Genomic DNA, 15,587 nt, shown 5'->3' on the forward strand with positions numbered 1-15,587 from the left:
CGGCGTCAGGCGGGTCGGGCGACGCTCACGAGGGTTCCCGGTCGCTCGATGGCGTGGGGAACGCGCCGCAGCGACGGCGCGGAACGGTGACCCCGTGGGCGCCGTCGACGTCCGGAGGAGAGCCCCTTCCGCGCGCGGTCCGTGAGCGCACGCCGCAGACACGGCCCGCCAGACCGGGGCATCGCGGGCCCCCACACGGCTACGCCCGGCAGGCTCCGGTCACCTGGCCCCGACGGCCGTCGGGTTCGGGTCGCGGCCGGTCGCCGCGAGCAGGCGGGGCAGGGGCGAGGCGTCCTCCGGTACGTCGACGGCAGCGCCGAACATGCCCATCGACCGGGCGGTGTCCCCCAACTCGGCCACGGCGCCGAGGAGCTCGATGAGGACGGGTGCCAGTGCGTCGTCCTCCCGGTACTCCCGACCGATGGCACGTGCCAGGTCCCAGGCATGGACCACCAGGTCGAGCAGCGCCATCGAGGCGACCAGCCGGGCCGGCATGTTCATGGCTCCGGCCAGACCGTCCTCCGCGCCCGGGCGGGACCAGGCGGCGGCCAGCGCGCGGGCGTCGGCGGCGAAGCGCTCGCGCCAGTCGGGCCCCTCACTCACGCGATCCGGCGTGCTGGAGAAGTCCGAGGTCCCCTTCGCCGCCAGTTTCCGGAACTCCACGACCACATGGGACAGGTGGTTGATCAGCGCCTTCACGTCGTAGTCCGCGCAAGGCGTCGGGCGGTGCAGATCCGCCTCCGTCACGGCGTCGACAACGCGTACGGCCCGTGCCACGGCGACGTCGAGAAGGGCGCCGACGGGTTGATTGTGCTGGTTCACGTCCATGCGCCGACCGTACGAGGGCCGCGCGCGGCGGTCTTGAACAAACGCGTCACCCCTCCGGGTCACGCCCCCTGCCGCCCACCCCGGTCGCCGTCCCGTCCGTGCCGCTCGGGCGTCGCCGGTTCGGGAACGCTGTCGACGCCGTGCGGCGTGTTGCCTAGGATCAAGGGCACGGCATCGCGTGTCGGTCACCGGCCGGGTGAGGCATGGAGGTGCCCGTGAGATTGCCTTGCGGAGGCATTCCACCCATGTCAGTCGAGTTGAATCACACCATCATCCACGCCCGGGACAACCGGGAGTCGGCCGAGTTCCTGGCGCATGTGCTGGGGCTTGAGGTCGGGACCGAATGGGGCCCGTTCCTTCCCGTCGCCACCGGCAACGGGGTCACCCTGGACTTCGCCGTCGTCCCGGCGGAGGCGATCGTCATGCAGCACTACGCCTTCCTCATGTCCGACGAGGAGTTCGACGCGGCCTTCGCGCGTATCCGGCAAGCGGGGATCGCCTACTTCGCGGATCCGCATCTGAAGCAGCCTGGAGAGATCAACCACCATCACGGTGGGCGCGGCCTGTACTTCATGGATCCGGCCGGGCACGGCATGGAGATCATCACGCGGCCCTATGGCGGCCATCAGCAGACATCGACGGCTTCGTGAGGCAGCGGCAGGCCGGGTGAGGGAGGGACCTGGCCTGCCGCTACGCGGCGACAGTCCTGGTCGCGGTGATCAACGTGTGGCTGTGATCCTTCACTGAGAAGGCATCGGGGTCCACGGCAACGCCTCCCGCCATCCCCGTCGATCGTGAGCCCAGTCCATCATCAGCCTGGCGGTCGACTCTTCCGGGCCGAACACTTCGTGGAGCCTGGGGACGTGGGCCTGGTGGTGCTTGTCCGCACCGCCTTCGCGGTACTCGACCCGGTAACCGAGGTCGTCGTCCAGGTACACCTGAAAGTAATGCTGGTCCGCAGGCTGAAGATCGAGCCTCTCCAGGATCACAAACCGGTGCGACAGGCTCATCTCGGACAGCAGGTCGTGCAGAGCCTCCTCGGTCGGATCGTCCACGGTACGACCGCCCGCTTCAACTGCACGGAGCACTGGCTTCGACATGCACGCGACTGTACCGCCCCGTAGGGCCCCACTGCCCTGCGATCCCGCAACAGCTGCTAGCCGCCTTCGTGCCCGAGAACCCGACGCGCCGCCTCGGCCTCGGCGGCCGATGGGGACACCTCGTCGAGGACGTCCAGCTCGTCGTCCCCTGCCAGTTCCCGCTCCCAGTCGGCGGCGAGACGCGCCCGCTCCTCCGCCGATCCGGAGGCGACGGATTTCCGGTCCTCGGGGCCGAGGGCCGCCATGAAGCGCTCGACCGAGTTGTTCGACATGCGCAACTCCTTCGTCGCCGGTCGGCCGGTCCGCCGGCGCGGGCGGCGGACGGACGTGCCCGTGGACCCCGGCACACCGGGGCGGCGGCCGGGCGGCCTCCGGGCCCGTATCCGGGTCCCTTCCTCACGCTAACGCCGATCCCGCGGTCCGGCAGGAGCGCGCCCGAGCGGGCGACGGCCGGGCTGCCGGGCCGCGCACGCGTGCCGGACGACCGGTACAGCCGACCCGTGCCGCGGAAAGAGCACATCGGCCAGGTTCGCGGCGCCGTCGCTGCGCCGCGAACCTGGGCATATGAGCCTTCCCGTACCGCCCTGTCGTCGCTCAACCTTCGGTTCTCACGGCAGGACCACCAGCCGCGATATAGAGAGAGCCGGTGCGTGCTGTGCCGGGAGGATGGTGGCACCCCTGGCGGAGCACCGGCCCGCGTGATGCTCCACGCCGCGCACCGCCCGGCCCGAGTCGTCCGGGCCTCCCCGAGCCGGCCGGCGCGCCGCCGGATGGAGTTCACGCCGCCGGGAGGACCCCCTCGTCGACGAGGAGCGGTGCCGCGGTCGCCGCGACGACCTCCTCGACCCCGACGCCGGGCGCCGTCTCGGCCAGCCGCAGGCCCTCGGGCGTGATGTCGACGACGGCGAGGTCGGTGATGATCCGGTCCACGACGCGGCGGCCGGTGGCGGGGAGGCTCAGCTCCTCGACGATCTTCGGGCTGCCGTCGCGCGCGACGTGCTCCATCACGACGAGTAGTCGGCCCGCGCCGTGGACGAGGTCCATGGCGCCTCCCATGCCCTTGACGGTCTTCCCGGGGATCATCCAGTTCGCGAGGTCGCCGCGAGAGGACACCTGCATGGCGCCGAGGATCGACACGTCGATCCGGCCCGCGCGGATCATGCCGAAGGAGAGGGCCGAGTCGAAGTAGGCGCTGCCCGCGGCGACGGTCACCGTCTCCTTGCCGGCGTTGATCAGGTCGGGGTGCTCCTCGCCGGCGTACGGATAGGGGCCCACGCCCAGAATGCCGTTCTCCGCGTGCAGCACCACGTGTACCCCGGCCGGTACATGGCCCGGGATAAGGGTCGGCAGGCCGATGCCGAGATTGACGTACTGGCCGTCGCGGAGTTCCCGGGCCGCCCGGGCGGCGAGCTGGTCACGGTCGAGCGGCATGGTCACTTCTCTTCGGAGGCGGCGGACGGCAGGGCTGCGGCGGTGCGGGTGCGTGCCGGGCGCACGGTGCGGCGCTCGACGCGCTTGTCCAGCGACGCGTCGACGGCGACCACCCGGTCCACGTACACGCCGGGCAGATGGACGGTGTCCGGCGGCAGTTCCCCCGCCTCCACGACGCGTTCGGCCTCCACGACGGTGACCCGCCCGGCCATCGCGCACAGCGGGTTGAAGTTGCGGGCCGCCGCGTGGAAGACGCAGTTGCCGTGCCGGTCGGCGACCGCGGCCCGCACCAGGGCGAAATCGGTGCTGACGGCCTCCTCCAGCAGGTAGCGCCGGCCGCCGAACTCCCGTGTCTCCTTGGGCGGGGAGGCCACGGCGACGGCGCCGTCGGCGGTGTACCGCCAGGGCAGCCCGCCCTCCTCGACCTGGGTGCCGACCCCGGCCGGGGTGTAGAACGCCGGCACCCCGCTGCCGCCGGCCCGCAAGCGCTCGGCGAGCGTGCCCTGCGGCGTGAGTTCGACCTCCAGCTCGCCGGACAGGTACTGCCGCGCGAACTCCTTGTTCTCCCCGACGTACGAGGAGGTCATCCGGGCGATACGGCCCGCGCGGAGCAGCAGGCCCAGGCCCCAGTCGTCCACCCCGCAGTTGTTCGACACCACCCGCAGGCCGGACACGCGCGTTCCGGCCAGTGCGGCGATGAGTGTCGACGGAATGCCGCACACCCCGAACCCGCCGACCGCGACCGACGCCCCGTCCGCAATGTCCGCGACCGCCCGCGCGGCCGAGGCCACCACCTTGTCCATGCCGATTCCTTCCCCACCAGGGTCCGTTCCGTCCGCCGCGCCGGGTTGTCCACGGCCCGCGGTCACGACGGGTGGACCTCAGCTTTGCCCGCACCCGCCGATCCCGGCCATGTGGACCGTCGCCATGACCGGGCGTCAAAGAGCGGTGACCGGCCACATGCCGCCCCCGATACGGCGCTCCTAGGGTTCCGGCCATCACGCAGCGCGCCTCCGGCGTCGCCGCCCGGCCGGTCCCCGGACCCGGCCGGACGGACCGGCGCGGACGTCGACCCGTCAGGAGCCGATCACCATGCCTTCCAACCTCAGGGACTCCCTCGCCGGCAGATCCCTTCGCACCCTCGCTCTCCTCGCCGCCGGTGCTCTCGTCGCGGGCTGCTCCTCGGCCGGTACCGCCGGCACCGCGTCCAGCGGCTCCGGCGGCAAGGCCGACCCGGTCAAGGTGGGTCTGGTGTACTCCCGCAGCGGGCTGCTGGCCGCCTACGGCAAGCAGTACGAGGAGGGCTTCATGGCGGGACTCGCCTACGCTACCCACGGCACGAACAAGGTCGCGGGCCACCCGATCGAGGTCACCGAGCAGGACGACGCCGGAGACCCGGCCAAGGCCGTCGCCGCCGCGAAGTCCCTGGTCGGCAAGGGATACAAGATCCTCGCCGGCACCACCGACTCGGGCGTGGCCCTCCAGGTGGCGCCGCTCGCCGCGCAGAACAAGGTGCTCTACGTGAGCGGTCCCGCGGCCACCGACGCGGTCACCGGGGTCAACGCCTACACCTTCCGCTCGGGCCGGCAGTCCTACCAGGACATCCTCACCGCGGGGACCCTGCTCGGCGACGCCGAGGGCAGGAAGGTCACCGTCCTCGCGCAGAACTCCGCCTTCGGCAAGGCCAACGTGGCCGCGGTCAAGGCGGTTCTGGGCAAGAAGGGCGCGAAGGTGGGTTCCGTCCTCGCCCCGCCGAGCGCGACCGACCTGACCCCGTTCGCCCGCCAGACCAGGGCGGGCAAGCCCGACCTGGTGTTCGTCGCCTGGGCCGGCTCCAACGCCCCCGCCCTGTGGACCGCGTTGAGCCAGCAGGGGGTGCTGGACGCGAGCAAGGTTGTCACCGGGCTCGCGGGCACCGCCTCCTACCCCGTCTTCGGGCCGGCCGGGTCCAAGGTCGCCTTCCTCGCCCACTACTTCCCCGGCGCCGGCGGCGGAAGCCCGGTGGAGAAGGCCATGCTCGACGGCATCAAGAAGGAGGGCGGCACCCCCGACCTGTTCAGCCCGGACGGCTTCACCGCCGCCCAGATGATCGTGCACGCCATCCGGTCCGGCAGCGCCACCGACACCGCCGCCATGGCGAAGGCGCTGGAGGGCTGGAGCTTCGACGGCCCCAAGGGCAAGGAGCGGATCCGCGCCGAGGACCACGCCCTGCTCCAGCCGATGTTCACCGCCCGGCTCAAGGGCACGGGCAGCGCCGCACTGCCCGAGCTGATCGACAGCGTCCCGATGGCCGAGGTCGCGCCGCCGGCCGCCGGCACGGCGGGCTGAGCGCATGGCGTCCTCGAACACGAAGTCGACGGCGGCGGCCGGCGCCCCGGGCGACCGGGAGGCCGGCGCCGCCGCGCCCCCGGTCCTGCGACTGCGCGACATCGGCTGGACGGTCGGCGGTGCGACGATCCTCGACACGGTCTCCCTCGACGTCCGGCAGGGCGAGTTCCTCGCCTTCATCGGCCCCAACGGTGCGGGCAAGACCTCGCTGTTCAACCTGGTCAGCGGGCTCAGCCCGGTCACCCGGGGCACGATCGAACTGGACGGCCGCGACATCACCACGGAAGCCGCCTACGCCCGGGCCCGGCGCGGCCTCGGGCGGACCTTCCAGACCTCCAGTCTGTGGCCCGGCATGACGGTCGCCGACCATGTCCGGCTGGCCGCCCAGGCGGCCGAGGGCGGCTCGTTCCGGGTCTGGCGCCGCGCCGGTGCGTATCCGGAACTCGTCGAACGGGTGCTGGGGCGGACCCAGTTGGGGCACCGGGCGGACGCCTGCGCCGACGCCCTGTCGCACGGCGAGAAGCGCAAGCTGGAACTCGCCGTGCTGCTCGTGGGCGAGCCCCGGCTGATGCTGCTGGACGAGCCGATGGCGGGCGTGAGCGCCGAGGAGGTCCCCGCGCTGACCGAGCTCATCCGGTCGCTGCACAAGGAGGAAGGACGCACCGTGCTGATGGTGGAACACCACATGGACGTGCTGCTGGGCCTGGCCGACCGGGTGGCCGTGATGCACCACGGCACGCTGCTGGCGCTGGACACCCCGCAGGCGGTCATGGATGACCCCACCGTGCAGCAGGCCTATCTCGGGGAGGAGCTGTGACGCCGACGTCCGCTCTGACCGTCCGCGACCTGCGCGTGGTGATCGGAGGCCGGCACATCCTGCACGGCGTGGACCTGGACGTCGCCGCCTCGGGCACCACCGCCCTGCTGGGCCGCAACGGAGCCGGCAAGACCACCACGGTCCGGGGCATCCTCGGCCTGGTCCCGCGCACCGGCAGCGTGCTGCTGGCCGGCGAGGAGACGGTCCGGCTGTCCACCCACACGCTCGTGCGCCGCGGCATCGGGTACGCGCCCGAGGACCGCGGTGTCTTCGCCGCCCTCACCGTCGCCGAGAACCTGCGCCTCGCCGAGCGGCCCGCGGCCGGCGCACCCGCCTACGACCTGGTGTACGACCTCTTCCCCGAACTCCGGCACCGATCGAGGCAGTTGGCGGGCACCCTCTCGGGCGGCCAGCAGCAGATGGTCGCCATCGCCCGCACCCTGCTGAACGGCAACCGGCTGGTCATCGCCGACGAACCCACCAAGGGGCTGGCACCCAAGGTGGTGACCGAGGTCGCCCAGGTACTGGAGCGGGCCGCCGAGGCGGTGCCGGTCCTGCTCGTCGAACAGAACCTCGCCGTGGTGCGCCGCCTCGCCCGCACCTGCGTCGTACTCGCCGACGGCCGCACCGCGCACCGCGGCCCGACGGACGCCCTGCTCACCGACCCCGACGCCGCCCGACGGCTGCTCGGCGTCGCCACCGGACCCGCCGCAACCGGCCCCGCGGACCGCCGCGGGCCGGACGGTCCGGACGCCCAGACCGCGGCGCGCGCCGCCGCCCGGCCCGCGGAGGCGGACGCCTGATGCCCACCGTCGTACTGCTCACCTTCACCGGGCTCGGGCTCGGCGCCCTGTACTTCCTCGTCGCCTCCGGGCTCTCGCTGATCTTCGGACTGATGGACGTCCTCAACTTCGCGCACGGCGCCCTGCTGTCCGTCGGCGCCTACGGCACCTGGTGGGCCGCGACCGGCCACCTGCCGGGAGCCGGCTCCGGCGGCTTCGGATTCGCCCTCGCCGTCCTCTTCGGGACGGCCGTCGGCACTGCCGCCGCCGTCCTGCTCGAACTCGCCGTGATCCGCCCGCTCTACACTCGCCCCCGCGAGCAGATCCTGGCGACGGTGGGCGTCGGACTCGCCGTGCCCGCCCTGCTGTCCGCGATCTGGGGATCGGACGCCCGCCCCTTCCCCGGGCCCCGGGCGCTCACGGGAACCGTCGGCCTGCTCGGCGCCGAAGTGCCCTTCAACCGCCTGGTGCTGATCGGGGCCGCGCTGCTGGTGCTTGGCGCCCTCAGGCTGTTCCTCGGCCGGACCCGGCACGGCCTGGTGGTCCGCGCGGGGGTGGAGGACCGGGCGATGGTCACCGCGCTCGGCATCGACGTCCGCAAGGCCTTCACTCTCGTCTTCGCCCTCGGCGGCGCCGCCGCCGCCCTCGGCGGTGCCCTCGGCGGCCTCTACTTCGGCTCCGTGGACCCCGAACAGGGCACCTCCCTGCTCATCTTCGCCTTCGTGGTCGTCGTGACGGGCGGCATGGGCTCGCTCACCGGCGCCGCGCTGGCCTCGCTCGCCGTCGGCCTCGTCCAGCAGTTCGCCAACTACTACACCACCGCCGGACTCGGCGACCTCGCCGTCGTCGTCCTGCTCGCCGCCCTGCTGCTCGTCCGGCCGCGAGGGCTCACCGGGAGGCTCGCATGACCAGCGTCACCCAGCCGCGCGGCCGGGCCCGCGCCGGAGACCACCCCGCCGGCCCGCGCTCCCGGCGACTGCGCAGGGCCGCCCGCTGGTGGCCGGCCCTGCTCCTCGCGGTCCTGCTGACCGTGCCCTACAGCGCGCTGCCCCTGCCGGTCCTGCTCGACGGCCCGATCGGCAGCCCCGGCAATCTTCAACTGCTCTCCCTGTGCCTGGTCTTCGGAGCCCTGGCCACCGGATACGACCTCCTGCTCGGCCGGACCGGACTGCTGTCCTTCGGGCACGCGCTGTACTTCGCCGCCGGCACCTACGTCACCGACATCGTCATGCTGGAGGCGGGGCTGCCGTTCGCCGCGTCCGCGGTCCTGGGCCTGCTGGCCGGCACCGCCCTGTCGGTGCTCCTGGGCGCGGTGAGCCTCCGGGTCGACGGCATCGCCTTCTCCATGGTGACGCTGGCCTTCGCGCAGGCCGCGTCGATCCTCGTGCAGCGCGACCCGGGCGGCGTCACCGGGGGAGAGGAGGGCAGAGCGGCCCCCGACGGCGGACTGCCCGCGGCGCTGGTGGGCATCCAGCACACCGCGGGCCTCTACTGGGTCGCGCTGGCCTATCTCGTCGTCGTGCTCGTGGCCGTGCGCTGGGCGGTCCGCTCCCCCCTCGGTCGGGTGTGGGAGGGCATCAAGGAGAACGAGCGCCGGGTGGAGGTGCTGGGCCTGCGCCCGTACGGCTTCAAACTGGCCGCGTTCGTCCTCGCCGGCACCCTGGCCGCGCTCGGCGGTGTCGTCTACCTGCTCCTCACGGGCGGTGCCACCCCGCAGACGACCACCTCCGACTTCACCCTGTCCCTGCTGGTCATGGTCGTTCTGGGAGGTTCCGGCAGCCGATGGGGACCCCTGATCGGCGGCATCCTCTACACGTGGGCGGACCAACGGCTCGGCGACCTGGCCGGTTCGGACGCGGTCACCTCGCTGCCCACCGTGGTGCGCGTCCCGCTCTCCCAGCCGCTGTTCCTGCTCGGGGCCCTGTTCGTCGCGGTCATCTTCCTGCTGCCCGGCGGCGTCGTGCGGCTCCCCGAGCGGCTGCGCGCGGCCCGCGCGCCGCGCGCCGAGGCGAGCCGCGAGGAGGCGGTCCCGGCATGAGCGGCGCTCCGCGCCACGGCGCTTCGGACCGGCAGGGCCCGCAGACCGGCACCCGCCGGGACATCGGGACGAGGCTTCACGAGGAACTGCGGGTGCCGGTGCGCGGCGGGACGCTGGCGGTCTCCCGCTGGCCCGCCGACGACCCGGCGGCACCGGTGGCACTGGCCCTGCACGGGATCACCGCCAACGGCCTGAGCTGGGCGCGTGTCGCCCACCACCTGGCGGGCCGGGTCACCCTGGTGGCACCGGACCTGCGCGGGCGGGGCCGCAGCGGCGGGCTGTCCGGCCCGTACGGCATCGCCGCCCACGCCGACGACACGGCCGCCGTGGCCGACGCACTGGGAGCGGAACGCGTCGTGCTCGCCGGGCACTCGATGGGGGCGTTCGCGGCCGCCCTGACCGCGGTGCGCCACCCGCGCCTCGCGACCGCGCTGGTCCTGGTCGACGGAGGCGTCGGCTTTCCCGTTCCGGCGGATCTCGACCCCGACGACCTGCTCACCGCGGTGATCGGCCCCGCCATGCGCAGACTGTCGATGACCTTCGCGGACCGGGAGTCGTACAGCGCGTTCTGGCGGCGGCACCCGGCCTTCGCCGACTGCTGGTCGCCGTGGGCGGAGACCTACGTCCAGCGCGACCTCGTCGGCGAGGAGCCCGTCTTGCGGTCGTCCTGCGCGCTGGAGGCGGTCCGCACCGACGGCGTGGACCAGCTCCGTGCCGAGGCCGCGGGCGCCGTGCACCGGCTGCCCCGTCCGGCCGTGCTCCTGTGGGCCGAGCGGGGCCTGATGAGCGAGGCCCAGGGCCTGTACGACACGGACCGTCTCGCCGCGGCGGGGCTCGACCCCGAGCGGGTCCGCCCGCGCCTGGTGCCGGGGACCAACCACTACTCGATCCTCATCGGTGACGAGGGCTCCCGGGTCGTGGCGCGGCACCTGTGTGCGGCGGCGGGGATCGGGGGAGGGGCGGAGGAGGTGTCCGCCCCCTGAGCGCCGGGCGCTGCCGCCGCCGAGCCGCGCCCAGGCTGCGTGGCGAGCGGGGGCGGCGGCCCACCGCGTCGAGCCGGTGTACTGGTGCGCTGGTGTGGGAGGCGGCCGTCCGCGCGGCCGTTTCGCGGCCTCGGCCCGGTGCGGTCAGGCGTCGGACAGCAGGAGCAGGCGCAGCGCGAGCTGGAGCTCCAGTGCCTGCTCGGGCGTGTTCCAGCCGGGGCCGAGCAGGGCCTGCACGCGGTCGAGGCGCTGCACGACGGTGTTCACGTGGACGTGCAGCTCCTCCTTGGCCCGGGTCAGGCTCCCACCGCAGTCGAAGTAGGCGCGCAGCGTGCGGATCAGCTGTGTTCCGCGCTGCGCGTCGTACTCCAGCAGGGGGCCAAGCGACGCCGTGACGAAGCCGTCCACGTCGTGGTCGTCGCCCAGCAGCACCCCGAGGAAGCCGAGTTCGGCGACGCTCGCCCCCTGCCCGGCCCGGCCCAGGACGCGCAGCGCTCGCAGGCAGCGCGTGCCCTCCGTGTGGGCGGCGGCGATGGCCCGCGGACCGGCGGCCGGTCCGGCACCGGCGACCGTGACGGGGGTGCCGATGAGCTGCCCCAGTTGTCCGGCCGCGAGGCGGGCCGCTTCCGCCGGACCGGTGCCTTCGCCGGGCAGCAGCAGGACCACGGCGCCCTCGTGCTCCGCGCTGACGCCGCCGCTCCCGAACAGGTGCTGCACGGCGGCGTCGGCGAGCCGGCCCCGGGCCTCGTCGTCCGTCCGGGCGACGAGGAGGACGTGGGGCCGGTCGAGGTCGAAGCCCAGACGGTGCCCGCGGGCCACCAGACCGGCCGGGTCCCGGTCGGGCGCGGTGAGCAGGTCGGTGATCAGGTCGCCGCGGACCCGGTTCTCCGTCTCCGCCACCGATCGCCTCAGCAGGAGCAGCAGCGAGGTCACGACGCTGCTCCGCTCGAACAGGCGCTGGTCGGCGCCGTCGAGGTCGGGCCGCCCGTAGAGCACCAGGCAGCCCAGCAGTTCCTGCCCGGCCAGCATGGCGCAGACCCAGCGGCCGTCACCGAGCACCGCGCGGGCCGCGGCGCGGGAGTCCTTCGCCGCGGCGACCAGGGCCGCCGCCTCGCGGGCGCCGTCGGGGTCCTCGCCGCCGCGCGCCGACGGGCGCCCGTGTTCGCCGACGGTCGCGAGCGGCCATCCGGAGCCGTCGTGGACGGCCACGTCGCCCTTCAGCAGCCCGGCCACGGCGGCGGCCACGTCGGCCACGTCGCCGCCGCGCAGCACCAGGTCGGTGAGGCGGTCGTGCGATTCCTCCGCCCGTTGCAGGGCGGCCGAGTGCTCGCCGATCACCGCGTTGGCCTCGGCCAGTTCGGCCAGGGCGAGCCGGGCGTCCGCCATCGCCTTGGCGGTGTCGATCGCGATGGCCGCGTGGTCGGCCAGCGAGCACAGCAGGGCGACCTCGTCGGGCGCGAAGGTCCGCGGGGTGCGGTCCGCCGCGAACAGCGCCCCGATCACCTGACCCCCGCTTCCCGACCCCAGCAGCAGCGGCACGCCCAGGATGGCCACCAGGCCCTCGTCCAGGACGCCGGCGTCGATGCTGCCGGTGTGCAGGAAGCGGCCGTCGGTGCGGTAGTCCGGGGTGGCGTAGGGGCGGGCGGTCTGCGCCACCAGACCTCCCAGTCCCTCGCCCAGTTGCAGCCGCAGGTTCTGGAAGAGTTCCGACACCGAGCCGTCGGTGACCCGCATGAAGGTGTCCCCGGCCTCCTCGTCGGGCAGCGTCAGGTAGGCGGTGTCGGTGCCGAGCAGCATCCGCGCCCGGCGCACGATGGAGCGCAGGACGGCGTCGAGGTCGCGCAGGGCGGCCAGGTCGCCCGCGGTGTCGAACAGGGCGGTCAGTTCCGCCTCCCGGCGCCGGTGCTGGCGGAGCGTGCCCTGCACGCGCAGAGCCGCCTCGACGGCCTGCTCCAACTCCGCGAGGTCCTGCGCGCCGGCACCGCAGCGGCGGGCCTCGGCGGCGACGGCGCCGAGTTCCTCCGCCGGGGCTCCGGCGGCCAGCAGTTCGAGGAGCCGGCGCAGGTGGCGGCTGACGGAGACGGGCGTGTGCGACATGGCGGGCTACCGTTGCGAAGTCGGTGGACGGCGGGATCGGGGTCGGGGGCCGGGCGGGGAACGACGGACGGGGGCCAGTGTCCCCCAACGGGGAAGACACCGGCCCCTCCGCGACGCGGATTCCGAGTCTCAGGCGGACGCCGCCGGCTCCTGCGTGCGGGCGGGGTGTTCCGCGGAGTCCTCGGGCTCGATCGCCGACAGGTCCCGGCCGCGGGTCTCCCGGGCGGCGAGGACGGCGAGCACGGTGATCACCGCGGACAGCCCGACGTACACGGAGATCGGGGTGGAGTTCCCGTAGGAACCGAGCAGCGCGGTGGCGATCAGCGGAGCGGGGGCGCCGGCCGCGACGGAGGAGAGCTGGGCGCCGATCGAGGCGCCGGTGTAGCGCATCCGGGTGGCGAACAGTTCCGAGAAGAACGCCGCCTGAGGGGCGTACATGGCGCTGTGGAAGACCAGTCCGACCGTGACGGCCAGGACCAGCGACGGGAAGGACCGGGTGTCCAGGAGGGCGAAGAAGGCCCAGGACCACAGGCCCACGCCGACCGCGCCGACCAGGTAGACGGGCTTGCGTCCGACCCGGTCGGAGAGCGCGCCGAATAGCGGGATCAGGCAGAACTGCACGGCCGAGCCGATCAGTACGGCGTTCAGCGCGGTCTGCTTGTCGAGGTCGAGGTGCTCGACGCAGTAGGTGAGGACGAAGGCCGTGATCACGTAGTAGGAGATGTTCTCGGCCATCCGGGCGCCCATCGCGACCAGGATGTCCCGCCAGTGGTGGCGGATGACGGCGACGAAGGGAAGCTGCTCGGCCCGCTGTTCGCGCTTGCGCCGCTCGGCCTTGGCCAGCGCCTCCTTGAACAGCGGTGACTCGTCGACGGACAGCCGGATCCACAGGCCGATCATCACCAGGACGGCGGAGAGCAGGAACGGTACCCGCCAGCCCCAGGAGTCGAAGGCGTCGTCGCTGAGCACGGTGGTCATCAAGGAGAGCACGCCGACGGCGACCAGGTTGCCGGCCGGCGCGCCGGCCTGCGGCCACGAGGCCCAGAAGCCGCGCTTGTTCGCGTCACCGTGCTCGGACACCAGCAGGACGGCGCCGCCCCACTCGCCGCCGAGGGCGAAGCCCTGGACCAGCCGCAGGGTGGTCAGCAGCAGGGGAGCGGCCACACCGATCGTGTCGTACCCGGGCACGCAGCCGATCAGAGCCGTGGACAGGCCCATCATCAGCAGGCTGATCACCAGCAGCTTCTTGCGTCCGAGCCGGTCCCCGAAGTGGCCGAAGACCACCGCGCCGATCGGGCGGGCCGCGAATCCGATCGCGTAGGTGAGGAAGGACAGCAGGGTCCCGGTGAGCGGGTCCGACTCGGGGAAGAACACCCGCCCGAAGACCAGGGCGGCGGCGGAGCCGTAGAGGAAGTAGTCGTACCACTCGATGGTGGTGCCGATGAGCGACGCGGCGACGATGCGCTTGAGGTTGCCGGGTGTCGGGGGAGCGGATGCTGCGGAGGCCATGTGCGCCACTTCCTCGTGTGCGGTGGGGACGGGTACGTGTCGGCACACGGTAGAAACATGCAGGTCAGGCGCACATGTGGTGAGGCAACATAGTTCGAGCGTTGGCTATGCGTGCGGCCACCATGCCGACTCGCGGAAGGGCGGTTCAGGGGCCCGAAGATGATCGAAACGAGTGCTGTCCGGGACGGGCGATTCGGGGTGATCTGACGGTGCGATGCTGACTCCCGTGCTGGCTTGCCGACTGAAAACCCACGTCGTCGCCCGTGTTCACCCCCTCTCGTGCCGACCCGGTGATGACGACGCTCCGTTGCACTGGGACATCGTAGGGCTGATCGGCTCAGGGCCGTTGCGCGGTAGGCGACCTGACTGAGAGGCCGACCCGGCTTCGCCGCTCGGCTCTGCGGGCAAGGACAAGGCGTTGCGCCTGCGCGTGGTACGCGTTCGGCGCAGCAGATTCTTGGTGTGCTGGTGGTACACGCCTCGCATGGCTGCTGACCATCGGAAACGGCTACGATTCGGCCCAGCTGCAGGCGGCTCGGCAGCCCAATTTCGGGTATCGGCGGAGAGTCGCCGGTCATGGGCCATATCGGCGAGCGTCTGCCTTGTGCTTCCTGAGCAGGAGGGATCAAGGAGCCTTTTCCAACCTCACGTTGATGCGTGGTGAAGGACGAGGACGGCCTTCACGAAGTCGGTGACTCGGTTGGTGCTGCAGCGGAGTTTCCGCAGGAGGCGCCACCCCTTGAGGGTTGCCATGGCCTGCTCGCCCAGGCAGCGGATCTTTGCGTGGGTGGTGTTGTGGCGGCGTTTCCATCGCTTGAGGCGGCGGCCCTGAAACGGCACCCGGACGGGTCCGTCGGCTCCTTGGTACGCCTTGTCCGCCCAGCATTTGAGTCCTGCTTCGGCGAGGGCTTCGATGATTCCGTGGTGTCGCGCGGCGGTCAGGTCGTGAGTCGAGCCGGGCGGAGCCGGCGAGGCCCGGAGCAGCCGTCCGAACGGATCAGTGAGGACTTGGACGTTCATGCCATGGCGTTTGTGTTTCCCGGAGTGGTACGGGGTGTCTGCGGCGACGCGGTCGATCGGCAGCAGGGTGCCGTCGAGGATGACGAACGCCTGGGACCGGATCGTCCTCATCGCCTCGGTCAGGGACGGGGTGATGGCGGACAGGGCCTCGACGGCTTCACGTATGTAGCGGTAGGCGGTCGCGATCCCGATGCCGAACCCGGCGGCCAGTCGGGCGTATGTGTCACCGCACCTCAGGTGGGCCAGGGCGAGCAGGGCCTGTCGCGAGGCGGGAAGGCGTCGCCACCGAGTTCCGATCTTCCGCCGCTTGGCTGTCAGCTATCCGGTCAGGAACCGCAAGGTGCGGCTGGACAGATCAGTGGAGGACAGGTAGACAATCACGCGAAGTCCTGGTGGACACGGGTGATCTTGGCCGAGAACCCGTCTACCAGGAGCTTCGTCGCTGCGCAGGACTGTCCAACTCGCGTTCAGCGCAACCAGTTTGGAAATAGCTCACAGATCTTGTTCCAGCACCTCGCGCCCCGTTCAGGCAGCGTTTGGCTGCATACCGCTTACCGATTCACCGGGACGACACAAGTGTGCGCGGAATGCGCGGCATCGGCCGTTCGCCCGCTTGCCGAGAACCATGCGCACCGGCGGCACTGCGGAATGACG

Annotated in this window: 14 protein-coding genes and 1 pseudogene; 7 read left to right on the forward strand and 8 right to left on the reverse strand. The window is 72.5% G+C overall.

Going from position 1 to position 15,587, the window contains the following annotated elements; genetic code table 11:
• Nucleotides 1-219: 219 nt before the first annotated feature.
• The gene (locus ACGFS9_RS19475) at nt 220-828 is read right to left on the reverse strand and encodes a TIGR03086 family metal-binding protein (protein WP_393254703.1); all 609 of its coding nucleotides are present in this window, start codon (nt 826-828) and stop codon (nt 220-222) included.
• 245 nt (nt 829-1,073) lie between these two features.
• On the opposite strand from ACGFS9_RS19475, the gene ACGFS9_RS19480 reads away from it, so the two are divergent.
• Complete coding sequence (locus ACGFS9_RS19480; RefSeq protein ID WP_393254705.1) at nt 1,074-1,478, forward strand: VOC family protein; 405 nt, start codon at nt 1,074-1,076, stop codon at nt 1,476-1,478.
• A 90-nt stretch (nt 1,479-1,568) separates the two neighbouring features.
• On the opposite strand, the gene ACGFS9_RS19485 is transcribed toward ACGFS9_RS19480, so the two are convergent.
• The 4 genes from ACGFS9_RS19485 to ACGFS9_RS19500 form a co-directional block, all read right to left on the reverse strand.
• Complete coding sequence (locus ACGFS9_RS19485; protein ID WP_393254707.1) at nt 1,569-1,928, reverse strand: hypothetical protein; 360 nt, start codon at nt 1,926-1,928, stop codon at nt 1,569-1,571.
• Nucleotides 1,929-1,984: 56 nt separating this feature from the next.
• A complete protein-coding gene (locus ACGFS9_RS19490; RefSeq protein ID WP_393254708.1) occupies nt 1,985-2,200 on the reverse strand; it encodes a hypothetical protein in 216 nt (71 codons plus the stop codon).
• Between the two features lie 505 nt (nt 2,201-2,705).
• The gene (locus tag ACGFS9_RS19495; RefSeq protein ID WP_393254709.1) at nt 2,706-3,359 is read right to left on the reverse strand and encodes a 3-oxoacid CoA-transferase subunit B; all 654 of its coding nucleotides are present in this window, start codon (nt 3,357-3,359) and stop codon (nt 2,706-2,708) included.
• A 2-nt stretch (nt 3,360-3,361) separates the two neighbouring features.
• Nucleotides 3,362-4,162 (reverse strand): CoA transferase subunit A, encoded by an 801-nt coding sequence (locus tag ACGFS9_RS19500; RefSeq protein ID WP_393254711.1) that lies wholly within the window; start codon nt 4,160-4,162, stop codon nt 3,362-3,364.
• A gap of 289 nt (nt 4,163-4,451) precedes the next feature.
• On the opposite strand from ACGFS9_RS19500, the gene ACGFS9_RS19505 reads away from it, so the two are divergent.
• The 6 genes from ACGFS9_RS19505 to ACGFS9_RS19530 are packed head-to-tail and all read left to right on the forward strand — an operon-like array spanning nt 4,452 to nt 10,307.
• Entirely contained in the window at nt 4,452-5,687 is a 1,236-nt protein-coding gene (locus tag ACGFS9_RS19505; protein ID WP_393254712.1) for a substrate-binding domain-containing protein, read from the forward strand.
• 4 nt (nt 5,688-5,691) lie between these two features.
• The gene (locus ACGFS9_RS19510; RefSeq protein WP_393254714.1) at nt 5,692-6,504 is read left to right on the forward strand and encodes an ABC transporter ATP-binding protein; all 813 of its coding nucleotides are present in this window, start codon (nt 5,692-5,694) and stop codon (nt 6,502-6,504) included.
• Entirely contained in the window at nt 6,501-7,307 is an 807-nt protein-coding gene (locus ACGFS9_RS19515) for an ABC transporter ATP-binding protein (protein ID WP_393254715.1), read from the forward strand. The genes ACGFS9_RS19510 and ACGFS9_RS19515 overlap by 4 nt, the downstream gene beginning before the upstream one ends.
• Nucleotides 7,307-8,194, forward strand: a complete 888-nt coding sequence (locus ACGFS9_RS19520) for a branched-chain amino acid ABC transporter permease (protein ID WP_393254717.1) — start codon at nt 7,307-7,309, stop codon at nt 8,192-8,194. Before ACGFS9_RS19515 ends, ACGFS9_RS19520 begins: the two co-directional genes overlap by 1 nt.
• A complete protein-coding gene (locus ACGFS9_RS19525; protein ID WP_393254719.1) occupies nt 8,191-9,324 on the forward strand; it encodes a branched-chain amino acid ABC transporter permease in 1,134 nt (377 codons plus the stop codon). Before ACGFS9_RS19520 ends, ACGFS9_RS19525 begins: the two co-directional genes overlap by 4 nt.
• Nucleotides 9,321-10,307: an alpha/beta hydrolase gene (locus tag ACGFS9_RS19530; protein ID WP_393254720.1), complete on the forward strand. Its 987-nt coding sequence runs from the start codon at nt 9,321-9,323 to the stop codon at nt 10,305-10,307. Before ACGFS9_RS19525 ends, ACGFS9_RS19530 begins: the two co-directional genes overlap by 4 nt.
• A gap of 144 nt (nt 10,308-10,451) precedes the next feature.
• On the opposite strand, the gene ACGFS9_RS19535 is transcribed toward ACGFS9_RS19530, so the two are convergent.
• The 3 genes and pseudogenes from ACGFS9_RS19535 to ACGFS9_RS19545 form a co-directional block, all read right to left on the reverse strand.
• Nucleotides 10,452-12,404 carry a helix-turn-helix domain-containing protein gene (locus ACGFS9_RS19535; protein WP_393254722.1) on the reverse strand — a complete coding sequence of 651 codons (1,953 nt, stop codon included), beginning with the start codon at nt 12,402-12,404 and terminating at the stop codon, nt 10,452-10,454.
• Nucleotides 12,405-12,533: 129 nt separating this feature from the next.
• Nucleotides 12,534-13,913: an MFS transporter gene (locus ACGFS9_RS19540; protein ID WP_393254724.1), complete on the reverse strand. Its 1,380-nt coding sequence runs from the start codon at nt 13,911-13,913 to the stop codon at nt 12,534-12,536.
• Nucleotides 13,914-14,558: 645 nt separating this feature from the next.
• Nucleotides 14,559-15,314: pseudogene (locus ACGFS9_RS19545) on the reverse strand (transposase family protein).
• Nucleotides 15,315-15,587: the final 273 nt, after the last annotated feature.

The sequence above is a fragment of the Streptomyces sp. NPDC048566 genome (genome assembly GCF_043199735.1).
GTDB lineage: Bacteria > Actinomycetota > Actinomycetes > Streptomycetales > Streptomycetaceae > Streptomyces.

What these genes read in the sequence shown, in the direction of transcription:
- ACGFS9_RS19475 (WP_393254703.1), bottom strand. Translation starts at nt 828, where the DNA reads ATGGACGTGAACCAGCACAATCAACCCGTCGGCGCCCTTCTCGACGTC.
- ACGFS9_RS19530 (WP_393254720.1), top strand. Translation starts at nt 9,321, where the DNA reads ATGAGCGGCGCTCCGCGCCACGGCGCTTCGGACCGGCAGGGCCCGCAG.
- ACGFS9_RS19495 (WP_393254709.1), bottom strand. Translation starts at nt 3,359, where the DNA reads ATGCCGCTCGACCGTGACCAGCTCGCCGCCCGGGCGGCCCGGGAACTC.
- ACGFS9_RS19520 (WP_393254717.1), top strand. Translation starts at nt 7,307, where the DNA reads ATGCCCACCGTCGTACTGCTCACCTTCACCGGGCTCGGGCTCGGCGCC.
- ACGFS9_RS19510 (WP_393254714.1), top strand. Translation starts at nt 5,692, where the DNA reads ATGGCGTCCTCGAACACGAAGTCGACGGCGGCGGCCGGCGCCCCGGGC.
- ACGFS9_RS19500 (WP_393254711.1), bottom strand. Translation starts at nt 4,162, where the DNA reads ATGGACAAGGTGGTGGCCTCGGCCGCGCGGGCGGTCGCGGACATTGCG.
- ACGFS9_RS19505 (WP_393254712.1), top strand. Translation starts at nt 4,452, where the DNA reads ATGCCTTCCAACCTCAGGGACTCCCTCGCCGGCAGATCCCTTCGCACC.
- ACGFS9_RS19535 (WP_393254722.1), bottom strand. Translation starts at nt 12,404, where the DNA reads ATGTCGCACACGCCCGTCTCCGTCAGCCGCCACCTGCGCCGGCTCCTC.
- ACGFS9_RS19485 (WP_393254707.1), bottom strand. Translation starts at nt 1,928, where the DNA reads ATGTCGAAGCCAGTGCTCCGTGCAGTTGAAGCGGGCGGTCGTACCGTG.
- ACGFS9_RS19525 (WP_393254719.1), top strand. Translation starts at nt 8,191, where the DNA reads ATGACCAGCGTCACCCAGCCGCGCGGCCGGGCCCGCGCCGGAGACCAC.
- ACGFS9_RS19540 (WP_393254724.1), bottom strand. Translation starts at nt 13,913, where the DNA reads ATGGCCTCCGCAGCATCCGCTCCCCCGACACCCGGCAACCTCAAGCGC.
- ACGFS9_RS19480 (WP_393254705.1), top strand. Translation starts at nt 1,074, where the DNA reads ATGTCAGTCGAGTTGAATCACACCATCATCCACGCCCGGGACAACCGG.
- ACGFS9_RS19490 (WP_393254708.1), bottom strand. Translation starts at nt 2,200, where the DNA reads ATGTCGAACAACTCGGTCGAGCGCTTCATGGCGGCCCTCGGCCCCGAG.